We start from the raw sequence: 20,312 nt of genomic DNA, 5'->3' as shown, positions 1-20,312 counted from the left end.
CTAGAATAGAAACGCAACAACATCCTCGCCTGCTTTAAATCCAAACTCACTTAATCGATCTTCCATCTCTTGAATCTGATGTAGATAATCTTCCCGCATAGCTGGCAGACCCTGTTCATTCACTAATGTCCCGCCGAGTCTGGCGCGTGCATATTCGGCACTTTTCCACATTGCCTCAAACACAGTTTGCGGCTGCACGGTCCGTACGCCTTCCATACCGAAAATCAAATCTGCAAAGCGATCCTCCGCGAGTGTACTCAACCCAAAAAAGCCAGGCTCGGTTCCCGTATGTACGCTAAATAGTTCATCATAGCCTCCCTGACCGTGATGGTGTGCATGGAAAATATCCATATCTCCCCACTCCATTCCGAGGCTCAGCATGACATCCCAGATATCCGCTCCACGGTAAGATTGGCCTTGATCCGCTACTAGCCTAAGCATGACAGCGTGTTCCCTTTCACCTTCCTGATCTGTAAATGCTTTAAGTTTTTCCGCTTTTGCACGTGCATGGGCAGCATCCTCCCGAGGAAGCACATGAACAGTGCCCTTCTCCTGAAAACACGCTGGCAGTGTGTTCATAAAGTCTGCAACCTTGGCTTCATCTAAACGAACCTGCATCTCTACATTATCGAATATATCCATACAAATACAGATTTTATCAAAATGGCATTCACCTGCCGGTCTGCGCCCCACACTAGTCCACATCTGCAAATCATGGACATGCCCATACACAATATATCCTTTGAGCAATTGCAAAATATCCTCATCTGACAACGTAAAACCACTGAATTCCACATCAATCAGCCAATAAATATTAGCATCTGGCTCCACTTGATGGATTCCTTTTATGGTCTTCACAGGCTCATATTCCAACTTCACGGCAAGGATGCTAGATACATCCTCACTCCCATGTTCAGGTAAATTCATGAATCTCTCTCCTAACTAGCTGTTTTCACTTTACAGTTTCCTATAATTCTCAATCTATATTAAACTATAAATCACCAAGCACAAAATAGTATAAAAACGGTGCTGGGTTGTTGAACATAACTTTTTAGAATTTCAAAGCTTCGAAAGGGGAGAAATCATGATGCAAAAACTTTGGCAAAAAGGGAAAGCTCTGTCTCTGCCTATTATGGTGTCCGCATCGCTGATATCTGGAGCGCTGTCTGTAAGTACACCTGCGGCGAATGCGGCTGCAACCAAGGAATTGCTTCAGCTATCTGGTCAGACGACTTACTATGGAGAGGTTGAGAATGGGCAGCCCAACGGACGTGGTACGATCAAATGGAGCGAATATAAGCAGTATTCGGGTGATTTTGTGAATGGCAAGCGTTCAGGTACTGGAAAATATAAAAATCAATACACGGATGCAGATGGACAAAATCATAAAATCGTATACAACGGCACATGGAACAATGACACGATGAGCGGCAAGGGTACGCAGACTGAAAAAGTGACACAAATGGACGGAACCGTACGTTCGAACGAGATTCAAGTAGGTACTTTTCAGAACAATGGATTACAGAACGGCTACCAAGTGATCCACGCTGTGGCCGATCCAGACTACAGCTTCACTTATAAAAATGGAAAAGAAGTGTTAAATATCTTGCACAGTAATCAAGATCTGGTCCAAAGGTGGCAAAAAGGAGAGCTCTTCTCCGTAAATTATAAAAATGGCTCTGTCCAAAAGGAATACTCCATGTTCCCTGAAGAGACTGCTACCAAGGAACGTCAAAGACAAGCGTCCATCAAGTATTTCAAAGGAATTACCGCCAAGGTCACTCCTCACTTGCAGCAGTTTGAAAAGCTGTCCAAGCAGATTCCGCTAAAATAATTAATACGACGCGAAACATGCATTAGCCTCTACGCAAGAAGGCCTCTCTTTCTAATGGAAAGCTCCATTTGAAAAGAGGGGCTTTTTTCGTTTCGTTATGAATGACATATAAGAACTTCGGATCATAACACCTCCTACTATTCTCCCTTATGCCCCCTCATGAACTCATACAAATGACTTATTTTTCACTTAAATCCCCTCCTTTTTTTGCTAACCCCCACTAGATTCACTAAAATATAAGTAATTATTTTAATCATCCGAGGTGGACATCATGGCTAAAATTATGGTTCCTCCTGAGAAACTAGAGGCGGTTTCCAGGCAGTTCGCACAGGCACGTGAGCTGGGGGCACAAATTTGCGGACAACTGTCACAGCATATTCAGATGTTGGAAAATAGCTGGGCAGGAACAACACAGCAGCGCTTTTATCAGGATTTTCATAAAGCTCGTGGACAAATGGATGCTTTCACTCAAACTGTCGGTTCTGTCAGCACAGAGCTGCGTTCCATTGCAGTAAAATTCAGGGAAACAGATACCCAAGCAGACACGGGTATTAATAAAGGAGATCACAGCGGACAGATCGGCAGCAGTGAAGGGACAACTTCCGGGAAAAAAGGACCCGATCCAGCAGATATAGCCATTAACAGCATTTCAGAAGCCAATAAATGGCGCGGGCAACTGGGATTTGCCGGAACAGCTATCTATAGCGGTCTGGCTTCCACACTTGTGCTCACCAAAACAGTAGAATTCAAGAAAAGTCTGAAGAATCCCACTCGAGCGGTTATACATAATGCGGCATGGGTGAAAGGCAAGGGTAACAATGCTTTTATGCGTAATTTAGGCAAAAGCCTAAACCGCCAATTCGCCAAACCCGGTATTGTGATGAAGGGGTTAAAGGGCTTTGATCGATTAGCTGGAAAGCTTCAAATGGGTAAGCTCGGCCTCGGATTCAATAAAGCCAATAGCTTTCCTCAGTGGACGCGGAACGTCATCGCCGGGGTGGAAAAAGGCCGATATGGCATAGCCACCCGCCAAATTCCCGGCATGATTGCCAAAAAGCTGTACCCTATTAATGCCACCATGAATATTGTGGGCGAGGGTATCAGTCTGGCTGGAAAATGGAAAAGCGGGAAGCTTACCGGAACGGATGTGGCTGTATCCGCTTCTAACGTAGCGATTAAAACCGCCGCAACTTATGGCGGTGCTGTCGCTTTGGGAGCCGTAGGCGGCGCTATCGGTGGTCCGGTCGGTGCAGCCGTCGGTGCTTATGTCGGCGGTACGGTGGGAAGCTGGGCAGGTGGAAAAGTCGCCAAATTCGCCGAAAAAGGGATACGTTGGGCCAGCAAACTATTTAAATGACATATACCTAACAGATGGAGAAGGAGCCTGACTATGGATAAACAAACGGTAATTTTAACGCTTGAGGAACTAGGCTTTGCCTTGACCGCACTGGGCGCAGAAGATATGGCTTCTGGTCTGCTCCAATCTTATTACGGGGAACTAACCGAAGATCGCTGGGAACTGCTTTTTCATGCTGCAACGCATAGCCTGATATCCAAGGGTCTGATGGAACAACGGGATGACGAGCAACAACAGCTCGAATTTGATGAGTTCATTGTTGAAATGCTAGCTCATCTGGTACAAAGTCGTCAGATGCTACGTGGCTACAAGGAGCAACAGGATAAGCAAAATACATTAACGATACACCATGGAAATGAACGTTTTCTCTATCATTTCTCCAGTCACAATGAACTTCATTTCTTTCGCTGGTCTTCCCCAGAAGACTGGCATCATGACATTGATCAATTGTTCGGCCTGCTTGCTTCGAACTTCAATGCGCACAGCCGATACGTCGATCTGACAGAAGAACAGTGGAATGAGTTAACCTCTTCCAGCTTCAGCATGCAGCAAATGACAACGTGGAAGCTTCATGAGTCGGCTCAACAAATGATACAAGACTGGCGAGAGGATTTTGATCGTAATCAGTGTAGCCTTGATAATTTGAGCCAGATGATATACGCGGATACAGATGAAGATGGACCTTCCGTTACAAATCTGCTATTTGTTCTTAAAGGAACGAATGATGTGTGGATCGTAAGAAATACAGAACTGGATATGCAGGCCACCCCATGTCTGCGTATTGAAAGTGTAACCGAAGCTGACTGGAGAGAACGGATAACATATTTCATTCAGGAGTTTGTTCGCGACGAGGCGGTATTCCGTGGATAGAATTGTATATCGCAGATCTTTGGCATTTTGGAAGGCCATGGGCAGCTTGATGTTTGTGCTGATTTGTCTGTTTTTGCTGCTGCTCATTTTTATCGACGAAGATATCTCAGCTCTACAAATCTTCTTCTTTATTACGTCCGCCATTGTCGGACTTCCTTTTTTCGGTAGCTATCTTGTGGTTTGTTTGAGCAGAACGCTTCGTAAGGATACCTACCTGTTCATCTTTGACGAACACAGCATTTCCGATGGTATTCGAACTGTCCCGTGGGCTGCAATCACTAAAGTCGAATTCGAAGGGGCCTCCATCCGCAAATGGCTGCGCCCTCGCTTTCCCGCCTTTATTTTTCATCTGAATGACCGCAGCACCTGGGAAGTCAGCACCGATTATGTGTTGAACGATATGGAGCTGAACCAAGCCGGGAAACAACTTCGAACTCTCATTAACCAGCATGGCAAGCCAAAGAAAAAACGTTCCTGAATAGTGCCATTGAATATATCAAAGCTTGTCTCTATCATATGCAGCTACAAGAGCCACAACCACTGCTGCCGAGTTGGCCGCAGCCAAATCAAGATTGGAGTCAAAAGAATCCGCCGCTTCTACACCGGCAAGATCAGACAAAGAACGGACAGCCAAAAATGGAACACCAAACTGGTACGCAGTCTGAACGACCGCGGCCCCTTCCATATCTGTCACTTTCGCTTCAGGAAACTGGCTACGGATAAAATGGGCGCGCTCAGCCTGGGAGATAAAAGAGTCTGCCGTCGTAATCAAACCGCTGACGATCTGCCCCTCAATCCTGGTCTCCGCCAGCGCTTCTGTCGCAAAAGCAAGCAGCGCTGGATCGACAGGATAACTTGCCGGCATCTGTGGCACCTGTCCGTAGGTATAGCCGAACGCCGTTCCGTCCACATCGCTGTAAGTCAGCTCGGTCGCCACTACGACATCGCCAACATGCAGCGCTGGATCGAGCCCACCCGCAGATCCGGTATTAATGACAAGCTCCGGGCTAAATCGCTCAATCAACAGCGCCGTAGTCGAGGCTGCGTTCGCTTTGCCAATTCCTGATTGCAGCAGAATAACTTCCTTGCCCTCAAGCTGGCCCGTATAAAAAATCCCGTTCGCAATCTGAATCATCTTTATCCCTTCGATCTGCGCTTTCAAATCTGCTATTTCTTCCTCCATAGCTCCGATAATCGCTATACTCAAAGTTCTTTTCCCGCTCCCTCCATGAATTCCTTGTATTCCAGCTTATACTTGAAAAACACCCGTTGCTGCGATGCGCTGCACCGCCTCCAGCAGCCTTTCCTCAATGTTTACCAGACTGACCCGCACATGAGAAGCTCCTGCACGACCAAAGCCTTCTCCAGGAGCGACCGCAACATGCGCCTCGTCCAATAAAAAGTCTGCAAAGGAAGCAGATGTATACCCTTCTGGCACCTTGAACCAGGCAAAAAAAGACCCTTGGGGAGCAGCAACATCCCAGCCAATACCCCGTAACGCTGCAATCAGAACATCACGGCGCCGCTCATATAACGCCGCGAGCTCCCGTACCGGTTCCTGCGTGCCCAGCAATGCCACAGCTCCCGCATCCTGTACCGCTCCAAAAACAGTGCTGTAGGCATGCGTATGATAATGCTTGAGCGCACCAATGATGGACGAATTTCCCACTGCAAATCCGAAGCGCCATCCAGCCATGTTATACGTTTTGGAAGCCGTATACGTCTCGACGCCATACTCCTTGCCGCCGGGGATTTGCAATAAACTAATCGGCTTATATCCGTCAAATCCAAGAGCACCGTAAGCAAAATCATTCATAACCGGAAACTGGTACCGAGCGGCATAATTCAGCGTCTTTGTCAGGAAATCTGCTGTAGCTACTGCTCCAGTCGGATTGTTCGGATAATTAATCATGAGCAATTTGACCTGCTCTGCAATTTCTTCCGGCACGGTTGTATAATCAGGCAAGAAACCATGCTTCTCATCAAGCGGAATCGTATGAATATGGGCTCTTGCCAGCATAGCAGCGGAATAATATTGGGGATAGGCCGGATCGGTGGTCAATAACCAATCACCTGGATTCAATAGCGCCTGTGGAATCCCCATTACGCCTATGGCTGAGCCGTTGAATATGGCAATCTCACGGTCTGGATCCAGCTCCACCTGATACTCCCGTTTATAGAACGCGGCGACAGCCTCCAGCGTGCTTTTTTTTCCATGAAAAGGCGGATAGCCCTGATTGATCGGTTGATCGACCGCTTCCTTCAAAGCGCTGATGATATGCGTCGGTGTCGGCTGATCCGGGTTGCCAGCTGCCAAATTGATTACATCTATTCCCTTACTTTTATACAGATTCACCTTGTCATCCATTGCGCTAAAATAGTTGTCAGGCAGAGCCTTGACGAGATCAGAGGATGAAAAAATCACGTTCATCTCCACCTTCTATCCATAAGATACAGGCTGACAACGTCAGCCCGCAGAAGATAATACCCTATACTATTTGAAATAGCTTGGCAGCTTGTAGCCTTCATAATCAGGATTCGATTGGATGTACTTTTGGAATTCATCTGAATGATATCCTTCAATAATGTCTTTGACGAAGGGCTTATCCTTGTTCTTGCTGTCCACAGCGACCACGTTCGTGAACGGATCTGTCATATTTTCAAGCTTTAATGCCGAGGTCAGCTTTATTCCATTCGATACAGCAAAGTTCCCTTGTATAGCCGCAAAATCAACATCCTCCAGTGCACGTGGCCCCTGTGCCGGGTCGGTAGCAACAAATTGCAGATGATGCGGATTAGAGGTGATGTCGTTCACCGAGGTTTGCAGTGGATCAATATTGTCCTTTAACGTAATCCAGCCTACTTCCTTCAAAATATTCAGCGCACGCAGCATATTGACTGGCTCGTTGGGCAGGTTGATTTGGGCTCCCTCACTGATTTCGTCAAGGCTGGTATGCTTGCTGGAGTACAATCCCATTGGAGGAGTCGGGACCTGCACAGCACCAATCAGATCAATATTCTCCCGCTTATTCATAGAATCCAGGTAGAGCGAGTGCTGGAACACATTAGCATCAATATCCCCCTTAGCCACGGCTACATTGGGCTGAACACCGTCTGTAAACTCTTTATATGTAATCGTATAGCCTTTCTTCTCCAAATATGGAGCCACACCATTCTTAAACTGATCGCTATATGGACCGGGATTAAAGCTGATATGCAGTGTTTTCTTTTCTTCACCCGTAGCGTTGCCCGACGTATTCTTGCTGCCGCAGCCTGAAATAAAAAGCACGACTGCTCCTAGCAGCAATATAAATGAAATCCATGGTTTCTTCATTTTGATGTCTCCCCCTGCTCCTTGATATCATCTACTTTTGGTGAGTTAGAATGTTTACAGCCACTCAAAATACCAAGTAACTTGATGCGTTTTATAGATATTACAATGATTTTTTATTCACTGTCAACAACATTTAATTACGCATCTTCTGCATAGCAAAAAAGCGGGCACAACAGGAGATCCCCTTGAAAGCAAAACACTTCACACGTTTGTCATATACTTCCGTTTTAAACATACCCCATAGGGGTACATTTAAAATATATAATTAAAACCCTAAAGGAGCTGTAAATATGAGAATGCAATGGGCTTTGCTCGCTGGTACAATCATGATTATTTTGAGTGGGTGCGGAAACAGTAACACGCCGAACCAGGAGCACACGACAAACAGCAGTCAACAGCACGACACATCGGATATGAACCATTCCACTTCCAGTGAGCTTCCTACCGGACTAAAAGAAGCTGAAAATCCAGCCTTCAAAGTTGGTAGCCAAGCGACTATTCGGGCTGACCATATGGCAGGCATGAATGGGGCCACTGCCACGATTGTTGGTGCTTATACGACTACTGCTTATACGGTCTCATATACTCCAACCACTGGAGAAGAAAAAGTGAATAATCATAAGTGGGTTATTCATGAAGAGATTAAAGATGCAGGCAGCGAGCCCTATGCACCCGGAACGGAGGTTATCCTTACAGCAGATCATATGAAAGGGATGGATGGGGCTAAGGCTACCATTGACTCCGCAGAACCAACGACCGTATATATGGTAGATTATACGCCGACTACAGGAGGGGAGCCTGTCAAAAATCATAAATGGGTGACGGAGAGTGAGCTTTCAGCCCATTAGAACTCTTTTATCACAGGTCGCTTGTGATAGCAAAAGGGAGCCTTACATCGGCTCCCTTTATACGGCTTTATTTGGGTTTAGACAAACCTACTTCGCTAAATTCAGCTTGGCATCCTTGATATCATGCAAAGCCCCTTTGTTGGTATCTACAAGCTTTTTCATTTGTTTGTTGGCTGGTCCATTTGCAGGCACGATTGCATTAAAAATAACGCCATTTTTCTGTAATTGCTCGTTGATTTCATCTACTGAAAAACGTGCTTTACCCAGATCTGTATTCTTATCATGAACTGGGGCATCTGTAATGAATATGATCGTTTTGGAATTAGAATTTTTGGGGAATTTACTTATAGCTAACTGAATAGCCTCTAATCCCGATTCCTTCAAATCCCCACCAGCGGAAGGGCGCAGCATATTCAAATTACCTTTTAACTTGTTTTTATCGGTCGTAAACTCCAAAAATTCTAAATCTTTATCTGCCTTCAGATTGATATCCCGAAATGCAACGACAGCAAATTGGGAACCTGCTGGAACGGAATCAACAAAGCCTTTCACCTTCTGTCTCACATAATCCAGCGTCCCTGTCATACTACTCGTAACATCTATGACGAACACAATATCCGTAGATTTGGAGAAGGTGGTGGATATCTTTTTCAGAATCGTTGGATTGGATTGTGATTCGGAAGCATCTTCATTTTCCTCCATTAATTGTTCACTTTCGCTGGTTGTCAAAACCTGCGGTGGAGCAAGAAAAATCACAACGCTCTGAGCTGCAATATTCCACTTTACCTTCGCACCTAGCGCCTCACTTACAAAGCGAATAGGAACCATTACTTTGCCGTTAATGAGCCTCGGCGCCGCATTGAGACGCACTAATTTACCGTTGATATAGGCATCTCTGGAGCCTACAGTTAACTTGATCGTTGTATTTCCTTTGGTTGCAGTAACAGTCTTGGTAGCTCCATCCCATTTCACTTTCGCCCCAAGCGCCTCAAAAACGGCACGAAATGGCACCAGCATACTTCCGCTAATAGAGGTCGCAGGCTGCTCATATTGTTGCAGTTTCCCGTCTATAAACACCTCAACCTTCTGAGCCTTGTTATTATTTATGGGAACAAATTGGGGTACAGACGCTGCCGAATTTCCCGACTGGTCGATCATTTTGATATAAAAGTAGTATCCACCCGTAGATAAATTCAGGTTACTCAAAGGGTAGGTAAACGTTGTTTCCGGATCGAACTGAATCCGTTTAATTAATTGAGCATCTGCATTTTTGACCATAACGTATGAAGTGTACGTGGGTTGAATATTTTTTATTTTCAAACGAACCGAAAATGACGTACCTGAAGAGTTGATCGTAAATGTACCCGGAAAATTTTCTCCAGACGGGATAGTCAAAGGGATTTCCGGTGACTCATCAACAGCTTGGTCCACTTTAGGCTCCACGACAGGCTGGGTTACTTGAGGTTCAATGACTTTCGGCTCCTCCGCAAGTGGAGTTACTTTAGATTCATCGACTGACTGCACAGCCCCTTTCACAGTTATAGGAAGTTCTATATGATTTTCTGATCCTGGATAAGGTGCTGGTCGTGAATCCGCAATCGTAATTGTAGAGTTGGCATAATCAATCGTAAAGTCACCAGAAGGAATTTCAATATAGTTGCTATACAGACGAATTGGCGTATCAGGCTTAATCGTAAACGGGAGATCGAATTTAAACACTCTGTTTACTCCATTCCCATCATCAAGGGTAAGCTTAAGCTTATCTCCATCTCTGAATACTGTCGAATTGGCAGCATGAACACTTTCTGTACACAAAGTGAACAACCCTACGAGTATCGTTAAAAACGAAAGTAGGAACATCATTCTTTTGAGCTTCATTCTTATTTCCCCTTTTGAATCTATAGTCTTGTCGGTAAATCATAGCATAGGGTTAGATGAAGTTCATGCCATCTGATTACAGTTATGGATATGCGAACTCACTTTTTCCATCATTCGCGCTCTGTTCATCTGTTCAATGTTCATATGTATCTCCTTAGCCCGCTTCTTCAACGTGGCATACATAATATGGCCGCCTTCAGTGCTTTAGTCCCTTCTTCGCTTTTCAAATAATCCGACGGTGTTTCGTTGCCGAGTGCGGGGACTTTTCGATCCATCCAAGTCAGCAAATATTCCCCCATATCGGGCAGCAGCACGATCTGAATCTCCTTTGGAATTTTACTTTCAGCCACTTTTACTCTTATAGCCGGATCTACCTGATCATACCGCTCCTGATAGAGCTGAACCATGTTGGCCCAGCTCTCCAGCTTAAACTCTTTCAAATAAATGTCTCTCATCTACGAACCCTCCTAGGGCCTCAGACAACGCTTCTCATGCTGGAGCAACCATTCTTTTCTCCATTGGCCCCCTGCATTACTTGGATTGGAACCTCTTCTATAGCCCTCGTTAAGAGCTCATTCCGATTAGAGAACATAATAGAATAGACAGCCTCATTTGTGCCCTGTATCTCTATCTCTCCAATCGGCGATACATACTTCAATACGTAAAGTTCACTCATAAAAGGATACAACCTCCTTCCTTATCTATTCCTTATTCAACTTTCTATACTCACTAGGAGAACAATGGTTCAAGCTGCGAAACGCCTTATAGAAATGGGAGGGACTTTGGAAGCCCGTCTCATAGCAAATCTCAAGATTCGTAAGATTTGTACTTTTAAGAAGATAGGCTGCCTTATCTACTCTTATTTTTTCCAAATACGTACGCGGGGTTTCGGCGGTTTCCTGTTTAAAGATCCGATCCAAGTAAAAGGAGCTTATTCCGATATGATCCGCAATATCCTGCAATACAATTTTTTCCTTGTAATGATTGACCAAGAAGGTTACTACATTCTGCACAAGTCTGATATACGGCGAATGGTCTGTATGGGGCTGGCATCTTTTGCAAGCACGAAAACCCGCCTTTTCCACTTTGTCCAAATCAAAGTAAAACTCCACATTTATTTTTTTCGGCTTTTTGGATCGACAGGAAGGTCGGCAGTATATGCGAGTTGTTTTCACAGCGGTAAAAAACAACCCGTCATACTTACGATCACATGCTATAATTTTCTCCCACATTTCTTCAAAAGAAAGACTAAGGTTAGCCATGATCGAATGCTCTGTCCTTTCTATAGTTCATATTCATCTAGCTCAAGGATTTTGCAAAATCCTGATATAAATGTGATGTATCTTGTAGCTCTATCAACTGTTCGGCATTCTTTTGCAAAGCAACTATTATCTTATCAGAAAATGCATTTCCAAAGCTAAACCGTTTAACACCTAACTGCTGAAGCTGGTGGACATTCGTCAGACCCGGCAGGGATAAAACATTAAGCGGAGCATGTACATGAAACACAACTTCCCTGATCTCTTCATCACTCTTTAATCCTGGAACAAAAATTCCGCTCGCACCACTATCCACATACGCTTTGGCCCGCTCTATGGTCTCTGAAAGTGGGGCATCCATCTGCAAATATGTATCCGTTCTTGCGTTTATAAAAAACTTTTGAAACCACGCCCATCCAATGCTGTTCTTATTTTGGACAACAGGTTACTGTGCAGGCCCACTTCTCGAAGTCCCTTTTGCGTTTTCAAAGAATCCTCAATATTAATCCCTGCAACTCCCACATCGGCTACCCTTAAAACATGCTCAACAATCGTTGCCGTATCCTCCCCATATCCTGCTTCAATATCTGCCGACACTGGAATCTGAACATGCTCTGCAATCGTCCGAATAATGCTTACATGCTGGTCAAAATCAATAAGCTCTCCATCTGAGAATCCAAGCGTATTGGCAATTCCCCAGCTCGTCGTACCTATCGCCTTAAATCCTGCCTTCTCCAGAGCCACCGCAGATAGCATATCCCAGGCGTTCCCTAAAAATAAAAGTTCCTCTGATGTGTGAAGTGCATGAAACTGATGAATTTTGTTCATAAATTTAGCCTCCTGATATGTGATGTAACTCATTTTATCAAGAGGCTATATTTGTTTCGTCCTCATTCTTGCACTTATGGTCTGTAGGAATCTAGGAACAACTAGGTCCATTTATTCACATTTAAATCATAATTTTTGAAAAAAACGGTTATTTAAGCTCTATTCAATCCTATGCTTCTTATCTATACTCTTGCTAAATCAATTCGAGTTAGATGCAAATCTACGCTTTTAGTCTTTCACAATTACATTATTATAGGAGGAGTTATATGTATAAAACAAAGTTCCTTATGATCTTACTAAGCTTTACTGTAATCGCTTCTTTCTCTAGCTTGGCCGGCCCTTCACCTAGCAAGGCTTTTGCTGAAGAGAATGGAACTCCGGTGCAGAAAACGATCGATTTAAATGAGGGCTCAAATGAAGCTAGTATAGAGCCATTATCCCTCACCAGCGAAGAAGCTACTAGCCAAGCAACGGTTACAGCTATTGATCATGATGCTAATTTCTCACCTTCAACACTTCAGTTTCTGAAGGCTAATACAGGACTCGACGGTGAGCAATGGGATAATATTATGAAGCTAGTGAACAAACCAGAGCAAGATTCTTTGAAATGGACTGAATTCTATGGCTATGCTGAAGATATCGGCGATAATCGCGGATACACAATCGGTATCTTTGGAGCAACAACAGGCGGTTCAAATGATACAGGACCCGATGGTCCGGACTTATTCAAAGCTTTTGATGCTGCTAGTGGAGCTAGTAACCCTTCCATTGCAGGTGGATTAACACGTGCTGGTCTGAAGGGGAAAATGAGTGGTTCGATTCTAAAACTCAGCGATAGCGATAGTGTAATCAAGAAGAAGATCAACGCTCTCCAAAACAATGAAGCTTGGAGAGAAGCCATGTGGCGTACGTTCTATGACACCTATATCGAATACAGTGTACAGCAAGCACAGAAACGCGGATTTAATACTGCTCTGACGATTGGATCATTTGTCGACACAGCACTCAATCAAGGCGCTACTGGTGATTCAGGTAGTCTTGAAGGAATCCTCTCACGCTCAGGCAGTAGTACGAATGAGAAGAAGTTCATGACTAGCTTCTATGCTAAGCGTACATTGGTTGTCGATACCAATGATTATAACCAACCTCCCAATGGTAAGAATCGTGTGAAGCAATGGAGCTCTCTCTTAGCTTCTGGCGAAACAGATCTTAAGAACGCAGATGCAGCTGTGATCAAAGCAACGAATTGGGAACTGAAGTAAATATAATATACGTCATTAGGAGGGCATATCGTATGTCCTCCTTTATCTATTTTTCATGAACATTGAGTTCGATGACTGCTAACAACATCCCATTCTCCCATACAGTTCCTCTCATCATTCGAGTATGTAGGTCGCGTGTACAAATAGAGAGACTGTCCCAGAAGCCCGAAAGTTGCAAGCTCCTGAAACAGTCTTGTAAAATGGTTTATGAAGTCGAAATAAGGCTGTTAGATGATTCGATAGCCAGATGGCAGTCTACCGCTACTGCGGATATTACGGATTTGCTGCAACGTCAAACGTTGATTGGTAGAGATAATAGATTCCACATCATTCCCGCGAATCAGATCATCCAGGTCGGCGATGTTGCGATTGCCTCTAAACACACGGAAGTTACCTCTAAACCGCGTGCCAGTAAAGAGTACAAGTGTAGCATTGCTGCTGGTAGAAAAGAAACGCAGACTTTCGATGCCGTCGAGAATGTTATCGGTATTACGAATGCCTAGGTTTCCTCTGAATACTCTCCTGGAACCCCGAAAATTTTCTTCGTTGTAGACTGTAAGACGTGGATACGTTTGAGATACATATGCTTTGTTGTCCATGTTGTAATTCCTCCTTTCAACTTTATCTTATGCTTCACCATCCGATTGGCGCGGGCCTCGCAGCATCCATCTAAAAATAGTTATGTGATTGAATAGAGCAGATGTAGACTTGAAAAAGGAACATATGTTCTGTATAATCTAGCTTAGCAATTTGGAAAATCCTGAACTAACGGAGATGCGGACATGGACGATAAATTTATTGAGGAACTACGTGAAATTAGCAGAAACGACAAGCGAAGATCCGAATTTCTTATTAAGGGTATGAAGGAAACACTTCAGGAAAGAAAAGAAAAAAACTTTATCGAAAGATGGATTTGGCGACAAAAAAATAAGAAGCTTATAGCGCGGAAGTTTAAATCCTAGTAGATATAACAACTGGATCTTCATAGCATCTTACTTTTCATAGCACTTTAAAAGTGCTTAGGTCATAGCTCATTTTTAGGAGGCCGAGTCATGATTGAGCTACTAGTCCCAAACGACGATATATTAAATCAAAATCAATTTTTGGCTGATGAAGTTCGATACAATTTGATCCATCGAATTTGTGAGTCAGAAGGGTCAACATGCCTCAAAACGTCTGATAAAAATATGATCTTTGCTCAATCCCCCGGACATAAGGCTTGGTATGGATCTCACAACAAATCACAGATAATCATAAGTTGACCTATATAGAAGAACTCTTACGTTATTTAAAAGGAACCACACTATCAGGTGTATGTGGTGATGCCAAAACAGTCGAGAAGTTCGCAAAAGCTTACGCACAGCGTCATGCTGCTCAGGTACATACCCACATGGTTATGGAATCTTATTTCTGTCCTAAATATAAAAAGCCCTCGGGCGTTGAGGGAATGATCCGACAATCCATCACAGAGGATGTACAATTAGTTGCCCAGTTTCTAGCTGGTTTTTCAGAAGAGGCTTTTGGTAGTTCTATTGATCCGGTTAGTCAAATATCAGTTGCGGAGAAGACCATCAGGACAGGAAATTTGTACCTTTGGATAGTAAATAACATGCCCGTATCCATGGCTAATATTGCTCATTCAAATCAAACAAGGCCCGCAATGTTATCCATCGCTGGGCCTCCTCTTCACTTATCTATGCACTTTACTCCGTAACACCCAATCCCGTGTGAACTGAGGATCTTCGTGAAAGTAAATATACAGCTACAATGGCGATGACGACACCTGCTGCTCCAAACCAAGTGATGGAAGCCAGCGAAACCTGACCAACAACTACACCGCCGATTCCGGCTCCGGCTGCCATAGCAAGCTGCATCGTAGACTGATTGAGACTCAGCATCACACCGGAAGATTCAGGCACAAGTGTGACCAGATTATATTGTTGAGTAGGTCCAGTTGTCCAGGCTGCGAACGACCAAAGGATCAATAAAGCAAATACTGCGATCAGGGAATGAGCGGCAAAAGGAAGTAAGAGTAAGGAAATACCGTGCAACACCATGCCCCCTAATAATGTAAAGGGTATACCCTTTTTATCCGCACTGTACCCACCAATTTTTGATCCGATTAGACTGGCAATTCCGAAGGCGAGCAATACTGAGCTTAGCATATCCTCTCCTACACCTGATACATTCAGCAAATACGGTGAGATGTAAGTATACGCGAGTGAATAACCTCCTAGCCAAAAGAAGGTAATACCTAATCCCAAAGCAACTTCAGGCTTTTTCAGAAGAGCAAACTGTTGTAGTAAGGGGACTGGTCGATCTCCTTTTAAGCGGGGAATTGTCATAGATATAACAATTAGGGCAATAATCCCTGTCAACGCGATGCCGAGAAATACGGTTTTCCAGCCATATGCAGAAGATATCATTCTCCCAAGCGGCACCCCGATAATCAGCGAAGCTGTAAAACCCATAGTGATTGTAGCAATAGAACTGGCCTGCTTGCCGGCTGGGGCAATTTTTGCTGCAATGCTCAGTGCTGTAACCACGACCATCCCCGCCCCGAGGGCCATAAGAATACGCGCGGCGATAAACATTCCAAAACCAGGCAGAATAAAGGAGAGGACATTAGCTACTGCAAATAATCCGAGCGAACTCAAGAGCAGCTTGCGTCTGTCCCATTTAGCGGTTACTGCCATCAGAATCGGCGTGCCAATCGCGTATGCAAGAGAAAAGACTGTAATCAGCTGGCCCGCTGCGGACACCGTAATCCCCATGGTTGTCGCAATTTGATCCAAAATGCCTGAGATAATGTACTCGGATGTGCCTACCAAAAAACTAACAATTGCCAAAATATACACTTTCCACGTGCTCTGCATTTTTAAATAACGCCTCTTTTCTTTTGATATTTTTATATTTTTACAAATATCGAAATTAAGACTAAAAAAATTTATGTTATTAGGAACGGGGCATATTTCTGCGCTGCTTCCACATCCAAGCTGTAATAAATAAACGTCCCCTCTTTACGGTATGTGAGCAGCCCCGACTCTGCCATTTGCTTCAGATGGTGCGATAGTGTTGAAATAGCTACACTGTTCAGCTTCTCGCCCAGCACAGAGCAGCATTGGTCACTTTCCTCTTTTAGCAGAAGTGCTATTTTGAGACGAGTCGGTTCTCCAAGTGCTTTATATATTTTTACAGCCTGCTGCATCTCTGTTGTATCTTTCACCTTGTTCGGCTCCCTTCTGTTCCAGTCTTAATTTCGATGTTTGTCGAAATAAAATTATCACAAACATTTGTAAAAGTAAACCCGTTTATTATAAAGGTACAGCTATTTTACACTCTGTGGTGTGAATAATGTTCTTTCTCATCCGATAAATCCCCCCATCCATAAAGGATGGAGGGAAAAATGACTGAGTAGAGAGGGGGAATCTTAGACGCCATGGCGTTAATTCGGGCTTGCCGTGGGTCTGACAATAATTTCATTAACAGTACATGGCAGAATGTAAAAAAACAGCAGAAAACAGCCGCTCCTCCGGTAGAGACGCGGCCGTTCAATATATTCCTCTATCATGTGGTCATCACTATTTGAGCATCAATACGGATTATCCAGCTTGACCAACAAGGCTCGAATGACATCCTTCTCTGCCGAAGTAAGCTTTTGTCCTGCCTGCCATTGTTGAATCTCTTTCTTGACTTCCTTGGGTTCTCTATAGCTGAGAGCATACCCGATGCTTCCTATACCTTGTGTGCGGTTGGTTTTGTCCATATTTGCCAATGCTCGGGTCATCGCAGTTCTGTCTCTTGTAAACAAATCTCCCATAAGACCAGCATAGCTTTCGCTTAAAGCTCCATCCAATCCGTCAGAAGCCTGGATCACATTTGAAAAACTTTCCGATGGAATAAAAGCGCGCTGCCTATACAGATATTCGATAATTTCCAGGCTTTGATGTTCATTGATTTTTTTCATCTTTCCCCATTGAATTCCTGCTAAATGGTCCGTCATATGACGGACTTTTGCTTCATCACTGAGGGATGAATCCTTATAAAAGGACAGCACTAGCTCCTCTTTACTTTGCTGGGTATGCTGCGTATTGACTGCAGTTTGCTTGGACTCCCCATTGTTTGCCCCGGACGGCGCCGCAGTTTCAGCATCCTGTCCCACTGGATGGGGAGTGCACCCTATGGTTACAGCCAGCAATAGTGCAGTACAAGCTACAGATACAAACCCATTACCTTTTAACATGAATCCACTCTCCTGTCTGAACAAACAATGGTCGTTATAATTGCCCAAAATCCAATCATACCCTACTACTCATCACGCCCTACCGTGGGCTTACGGATCACAGAGACGCTCGATTCCCTCACGATCAGACGAGGTTCGAATTGCACACGCTCATACTCCCCAGGTGTCTGTTCCTGAATCCGCTTGAGCAGCAGCTCCGCAGCCAACCGTGCCACCTCTTCCCCCATGATGGAAACTGAGCTGATCTGAGGGGTCGTTACCATAGCCCACAAATTGTTATCAATACCGACTACAGCAACCTCATCTGGCACCTTTACACCCAAATCCTTAAATCGATTGACGATCCCTATCGCCACCATATCATTAACCGCATAAATAGCATCCGGCATATGTTTCAGGCTGAAAAAATAATCGGCTGCACGCAGCCCTGTCTCAAAGGAAAAATCATCGCCAAAATAAACGAGTGAAGGGTCAACATGCTGGAGAGACTGCTCATAAGCGAAATATCTCTCCTCGATTTTGTCCTTCGCAGCGCCTGCATAGGCGATTCTTGTTCTGCCGATTTTAAGCAAATGCTCCATCACGAGTCTTCCCTCTTGTCGGGCCAGACTGACGATATCCGCTTTGACATCTTCGCCCAGCTTCTTGCCATAGTTAATAATGGACACAGGAACGCTGGCTTTGTTAATCAGATCTACCAACATTTTGGGATACGCCAGCGGCATAATGATGAGCCCGTCGACATGCAGCTTCTTGACCTCACGAACTGTTTCAAGCTCCATTCTGGCATTCCCGGCGGTATTGATTTGCACGACACGGTAACCATGCTGCTTGGCAGCCTGCTCTACGGACCAAGCGATCTCCGGAATAATCGCGTTACGGATATCCGGTACGGCCAGCGCAATTTGGCGTGTCTGACGTACCTTTAGACTCTGAGCCGAGGTGTTGGGCGTAAACCCCATCTCTTCAATCACTTGCAAAATCAAGGCTTTCGTTCTCGGGCTGATGCCCTCACTATCATTAATAGCTCTGGAGACAGTCGCAATACCGACTCCTGCCCGCTTGGCTACATCCTCTATGGTTACTTTCTTTTGATCTGTCACGCCCAAAATCCTTTCAAGAACGGAATCGTTTTCTGACTTTCTAAAATAAAGTCTTAATATTGATATTATACCACAGAATGAGTATCTAAAAATTGAAGTCGTTTTCTTCTTGTCTTTGCTTCACCTAAAAAATTTGCAAAATCTCTTGGTATAAAAGTAAGGAGCCAAATATAGCACTGTAGTCACAAGTGATTATATTCACAAAAAAATCAAGTGCTTTTTGCATTAAATTGGTTTGACAATGTGTAAAAATTGTGACATATTATCTTTCGGAAACGTTTCCTAATTCATTCACTTTTATAGAGGCAATGATCATATATTCTTCAAGGAGATGACAAACATGCAAGCATTGAGATGGCATGGAGTAAAAGACTTACGTTTGGAAAACATTGAGCAGCCCGCTGCTCTGGCAGGAAAAGTAAAAATCAAGGTAGAATGGTGCGGCATTTGCGGAAGTGATCTTCACGAATATGTAGCAGGACCGATCTTCATTCCCCAAGATGCTCAGCATCCATTAACTGGCGAAAAAGCGCCGATCGTAATGGGACATGAATTCTCTGGACAAGTTGTCGAAATCGGCGAAGGTGTAACCAAGATTCAAGTTGGCGACCGTGTAGTTGTAGAACCGGTGTTTGCATGTGGAGAATGTGATGCATGTAAACAAGGCAAATATAATCTTTGCGATAAAATGGGCTTCCTCGGTCTGGCAGGCGGCGGTGGTGGATTTTCTGAATATGTCGCAGCTGACGAGCACATGGTTCACAAAATTCCAGAAAGCGTATCTTTCGAGCAAGGCGCATTGGTAGAGCCTTCGGCCGTTGCTTTGTATGCTGTTCGTCAAAGCCAACTGAAAGTCGGCGACAAAGCTGTAGTATTTGGCGCTGGTCCTATCGGATTGCTGGTTATTGAAGCGTTGAAAGCTTCGGGTGCATCTGAGATTTATGCAGTAGAGCTTTCCGAGGAACGCAAAGCTAAAGCTGAAGAGCTGGGTGCTATTGTGCTTGATCCTAAGACTTATGATGTGGTGGAAGAACTGCACAAACGGACTAACGGCGGTGTAGATGTAGCCTATGAAGTCACTGGAGTACCTCCTGTACTGACTCAAGCTATTGAATCCACTAAAATTAGCGGACAAATCATGATCGTCAGCATTTTTGAAAAAGAAGCTCCGATCAAGCCTAACAATATCGTTATGAAGGAACGCAATCTGACTGGTATTATCGGCTACCGTGATGTATTCCCAGCTGTTATCAGCCTGATGGAAAAAGGTTATTTCCCTGCCGACAAGCTGGTTACCAAACGTATTAAACTCGAAGAAGTGATTGAGCAAGGTTTTGAAGGTCTCCTGAAAGAGAAAAATCAGGTTAAAATCCTGGTATCTCCGCAAGCCTAATATCGAAAACAAACCAGATGTCTGCTCTATGCAGACATCTTTTTATAAAAAAACGCTCTCCTTCCTGCGACATGCTGTCGTCAAGATGAGTAGCGTTTTTTGA

General features: G+C 44.3%; 21 protein-coding genes and 1 pseudogene. 8 read left to right on the top strand and 14 right to left on the bottom strand.

Annotated features, from left to right (window positions below; all coding sequences use genetic code 11):
• Nucleotides 1-927, bottom strand: coding sequence for a cell division protein ZipA C-terminal FtsZ-binding domain-containing protein (locus MHB46_RS22655; RefSeq protein ID WP_341163497.1), 927 nt, complete (start codon nt 925-927; stop codon nt 1-3).
• 160 nt (nt 928-1,087) lie between these two features.
• Between MHB46_RS22655 and MHB46_RS22650 the strand changes: the two genes are divergently transcribed.
• From MHB46_RS22650 to MHB46_RS22635, 4 genes are all read left to right on the top strand, one after another.
• Complete coding sequence (locus tag MHB46_RS22650) at nt 1,088-1,834, top strand: hypothetical protein (RefSeq protein WP_254325676.1); 747 nt, start codon at nt 1,088-1,090, stop codon at nt 1,832-1,834.
• Between the two features lie 271 nt (nt 1,835-2,105).
• Nucleotides 2,106-3,191, top strand: a complete 1,086-nt coding sequence (locus MHB46_RS22645) for a WXG100 family type VII secretion target (protein ID WP_341163496.1) — start codon at nt 2,106-2,108, stop codon at nt 3,189-3,191.
• 33 nt (nt 3,192-3,224) lie between these two features.
• Nucleotides 3,225-4,061, top strand: a complete 837-nt coding sequence (locus MHB46_RS22640; protein ID WP_341163495.1) for a hypothetical protein — start codon at nt 3,225-3,227, stop codon at nt 4,059-4,061.
• Nucleotides 4,054-4,539: a DUF5381 family protein gene (locus MHB46_RS22635; protein ID WP_254350422.1), complete on the top strand. Its 486-nt coding sequence runs from the start codon at nt 4,054-4,056 to the stop codon at nt 4,537-4,539. Before MHB46_RS22640 ends, MHB46_RS22635 begins: the two co-directional genes overlap by 8 nt.
• Before the next feature lie 18 nt (nt 4,540-4,557).
• Here MHB46_RS22635 and MHB46_RS22630 read toward each other — a convergent pair whose 3' ends face one another.
• From MHB46_RS22630 to MHB46_RS22620, 3 genes are all read right to left on the bottom strand, one after another.
• A complete protein-coding gene (locus MHB46_RS22630) occupies nt 4,558-5,268 on the bottom strand; it encodes a 5'-methylthioadenosine/adenosylhomocysteine nucleosidase (protein ID WP_341163494.1) in 711 nt (236 codons plus the stop codon).
• Between the two features lie 42 nt (nt 5,269-5,310).
• A complete protein-coding gene (locus MHB46_RS22625) occupies nt 5,311-6,486 on the bottom strand; it encodes an aminotransferase class I/II-fold pyridoxal phosphate-dependent enzyme (RefSeq protein WP_341163493.1) in 1,176 nt (391 codons plus the stop codon).
• 69 nt (nt 6,487-6,555) lie between these two features.
• Complete coding sequence (locus MHB46_RS22620; RefSeq protein ID WP_341163492.1) at nt 6,556-7,395, bottom strand: MetQ/NlpA family ABC transporter substrate-binding protein; 840 nt, start codon at nt 7,393-7,395, stop codon at nt 6,556-6,558.
• Nucleotides 7,396-7,685: 290 nt separating this feature from the next.
• Here MHB46_RS22620 and MHB46_RS22615 point away from each other — a divergent pair, with 290 nt between their 5' ends.
• Nucleotides 7,686-8,243 (top strand): YdhK family protein, encoded by a 558-nt coding sequence (locus MHB46_RS22615; RefSeq protein ID WP_165178607.1) that lies wholly within the window; start codon nt 7,686-7,688, stop codon nt 8,241-8,243.
• Between the two features lie 87 nt (nt 8,244-8,330).
• Here MHB46_RS22615 and MHB46_RS22610 read toward each other — a convergent pair whose 3' ends face one another.
• The 5 genes and pseudogenes from MHB46_RS22610 to MHB46_RS22590 form a co-directional block, all read right to left on the bottom strand.
• The gene (locus MHB46_RS22610) at nt 8,331-10,121 is read right to left on the bottom strand and encodes a stalk domain-containing protein (protein WP_341163491.1); all 1,791 of its coding nucleotides are present in this window, start codon (nt 10,119-10,121) and stop codon (nt 8,331-8,333) included.
• Between the two features lie 167 nt (nt 10,122-10,288).
• Nucleotides 10,289-10,576: an antitoxin Xre/MbcA/ParS toxin-binding domain-containing protein gene (locus tag MHB46_RS22605; RefSeq protein ID WP_341163490.1), complete on the bottom strand. Its 288-nt coding sequence runs from the start codon at nt 10,574-10,576 to the stop codon at nt 10,289-10,291.
• Between the two features lie 20 nt (nt 10,577-10,596).
• Complete coding sequence (locus MHB46_RS22600; protein WP_341163489.1) at nt 10,597-10,797, bottom strand: hypothetical protein; 201 nt, start codon at nt 10,795-10,797, stop codon at nt 10,597-10,599.
• A 25-nt stretch (nt 10,798-10,822) separates the two neighbouring features.
• Nucleotides 10,823-11,383, bottom strand: coding sequence for a bifunctional transcriptional activator/DNA repair enzyme AdaA (locus MHB46_RS22595; protein ID WP_341163488.1), 561 nt, complete (start codon nt 11,381-11,383; stop codon nt 10,823-10,825).
• Nucleotides 11,384-11,420: 37 nt separating this feature from the next.
• Nucleotides 11,421-12,208 (bottom strand): annotated as a pseudogene (locus MHB46_RS22590) (isocitrate lyase/PEP mutase family protein).
• A gap of 266 nt (nt 12,209-12,474) precedes the next feature.
• Between MHB46_RS22590 and MHB46_RS22585 the strand changes: the two are divergent.
• On the top strand, nt 12,475-13,470 hold the full coding sequence (locus MHB46_RS22585; protein WP_341163487.1) for a chitosanase: 996 nt from the start codon (nt 12,475-12,477) through the stop codon (nt 13,468-13,470).
• A gap of 227 nt (nt 13,471-13,697) precedes the next feature.
• Here the strand turns inward: MHB46_RS22585 and MHB46_RS22580 are convergent, their stop codons facing one another.
• The gene (locus tag MHB46_RS22580) at nt 13,698-14,069 is read right to left on the bottom strand and encodes a hypothetical protein (protein ID WP_061828782.1); all 372 of its coding nucleotides are present in this window, start codon (nt 14,067-14,069) and stop codon (nt 13,698-13,700) included.
• A gap of 620 nt (nt 14,070-14,689) precedes the next feature.
• On the opposite strand from MHB46_RS22580, the gene MHB46_RS22575 reads away from it, so the two are divergent.
• Nucleotides 14,690-15,184 carry a hypothetical protein gene (locus MHB46_RS22575; protein ID WP_341163486.1) on the top strand — a complete coding sequence of 165 codons (495 nt, stop codon included), beginning with the start codon at nt 14,690-14,692 and terminating at the stop codon, nt 15,182-15,184.
• Here MHB46_RS22575 and MHB46_RS22570 read toward each other — a convergent pair.
• From MHB46_RS22570 to MHB46_RS22555, 4 genes are all read right to left on the bottom strand, one after another.
• A complete protein-coding gene (locus MHB46_RS22570; RefSeq protein WP_341163485.1) occupies nt 15,174-16,346 on the bottom strand; it encodes an MFS transporter in 1,173 nt (390 codons plus the stop codon). The two genes, MHB46_RS22575 and MHB46_RS22570, sit on opposite strands and share 11 nt — an antisense overlap.
• Before the next feature lie 71 nt (nt 16,347-16,417).
• The gene (locus tag MHB46_RS22565) at nt 16,418-16,696 is read right to left on the bottom strand and encodes an ArsR/SmtB family transcription factor (protein WP_013311367.1); all 279 of its coding nucleotides are present in this window, start codon (nt 16,694-16,696) and stop codon (nt 16,418-16,420) included.
• Between the two features lie 366 nt (nt 16,697-17,062).
• Entirely contained in the window at nt 17,063-17,713 is a 651-nt protein-coding gene (locus MHB46_RS22560) for a hypothetical protein (protein WP_341163484.1), read from the bottom strand.
• Nucleotides 17,714-17,778: 65 nt separating this feature from the next.
• Entirely contained in the window at nt 17,779-18,816 is a 1,038-nt protein-coding gene (locus MHB46_RS22555) for a LacI family DNA-binding transcriptional regulator (RefSeq protein ID WP_341163483.1), read from the bottom strand.
• A gap of 340 nt (nt 18,817-19,156) precedes the next feature.
• Between MHB46_RS22555 and MHB46_RS22550 the strand changes: the two genes are divergently transcribed.
• Nucleotides 19,157-20,209: a 2,3-butanediol dehydrogenase gene (locus MHB46_RS22550; protein WP_023989740.1), complete on the top strand. Its 1,053-nt coding sequence runs from the start codon at nt 19,157-19,159 to the stop codon at nt 20,207-20,209.
• The last annotated feature ends 103 nt before the right edge of the window (nt 20,210-20,312 follow it).

Origin of the sequence: Paenibacillus sp. FSL H7-0703 (genome assembly GCF_038003485.1) — a bacterium.
Classification (GTDB): domain Bacteria; phylum Bacillota; class Bacilli; order Paenibacillales; family Paenibacillaceae; genus Paenibacillus; species Paenibacillus polymyxa_B.
This window is presented reverse-complemented; position numbering and strand designations above follow the sequence as displayed.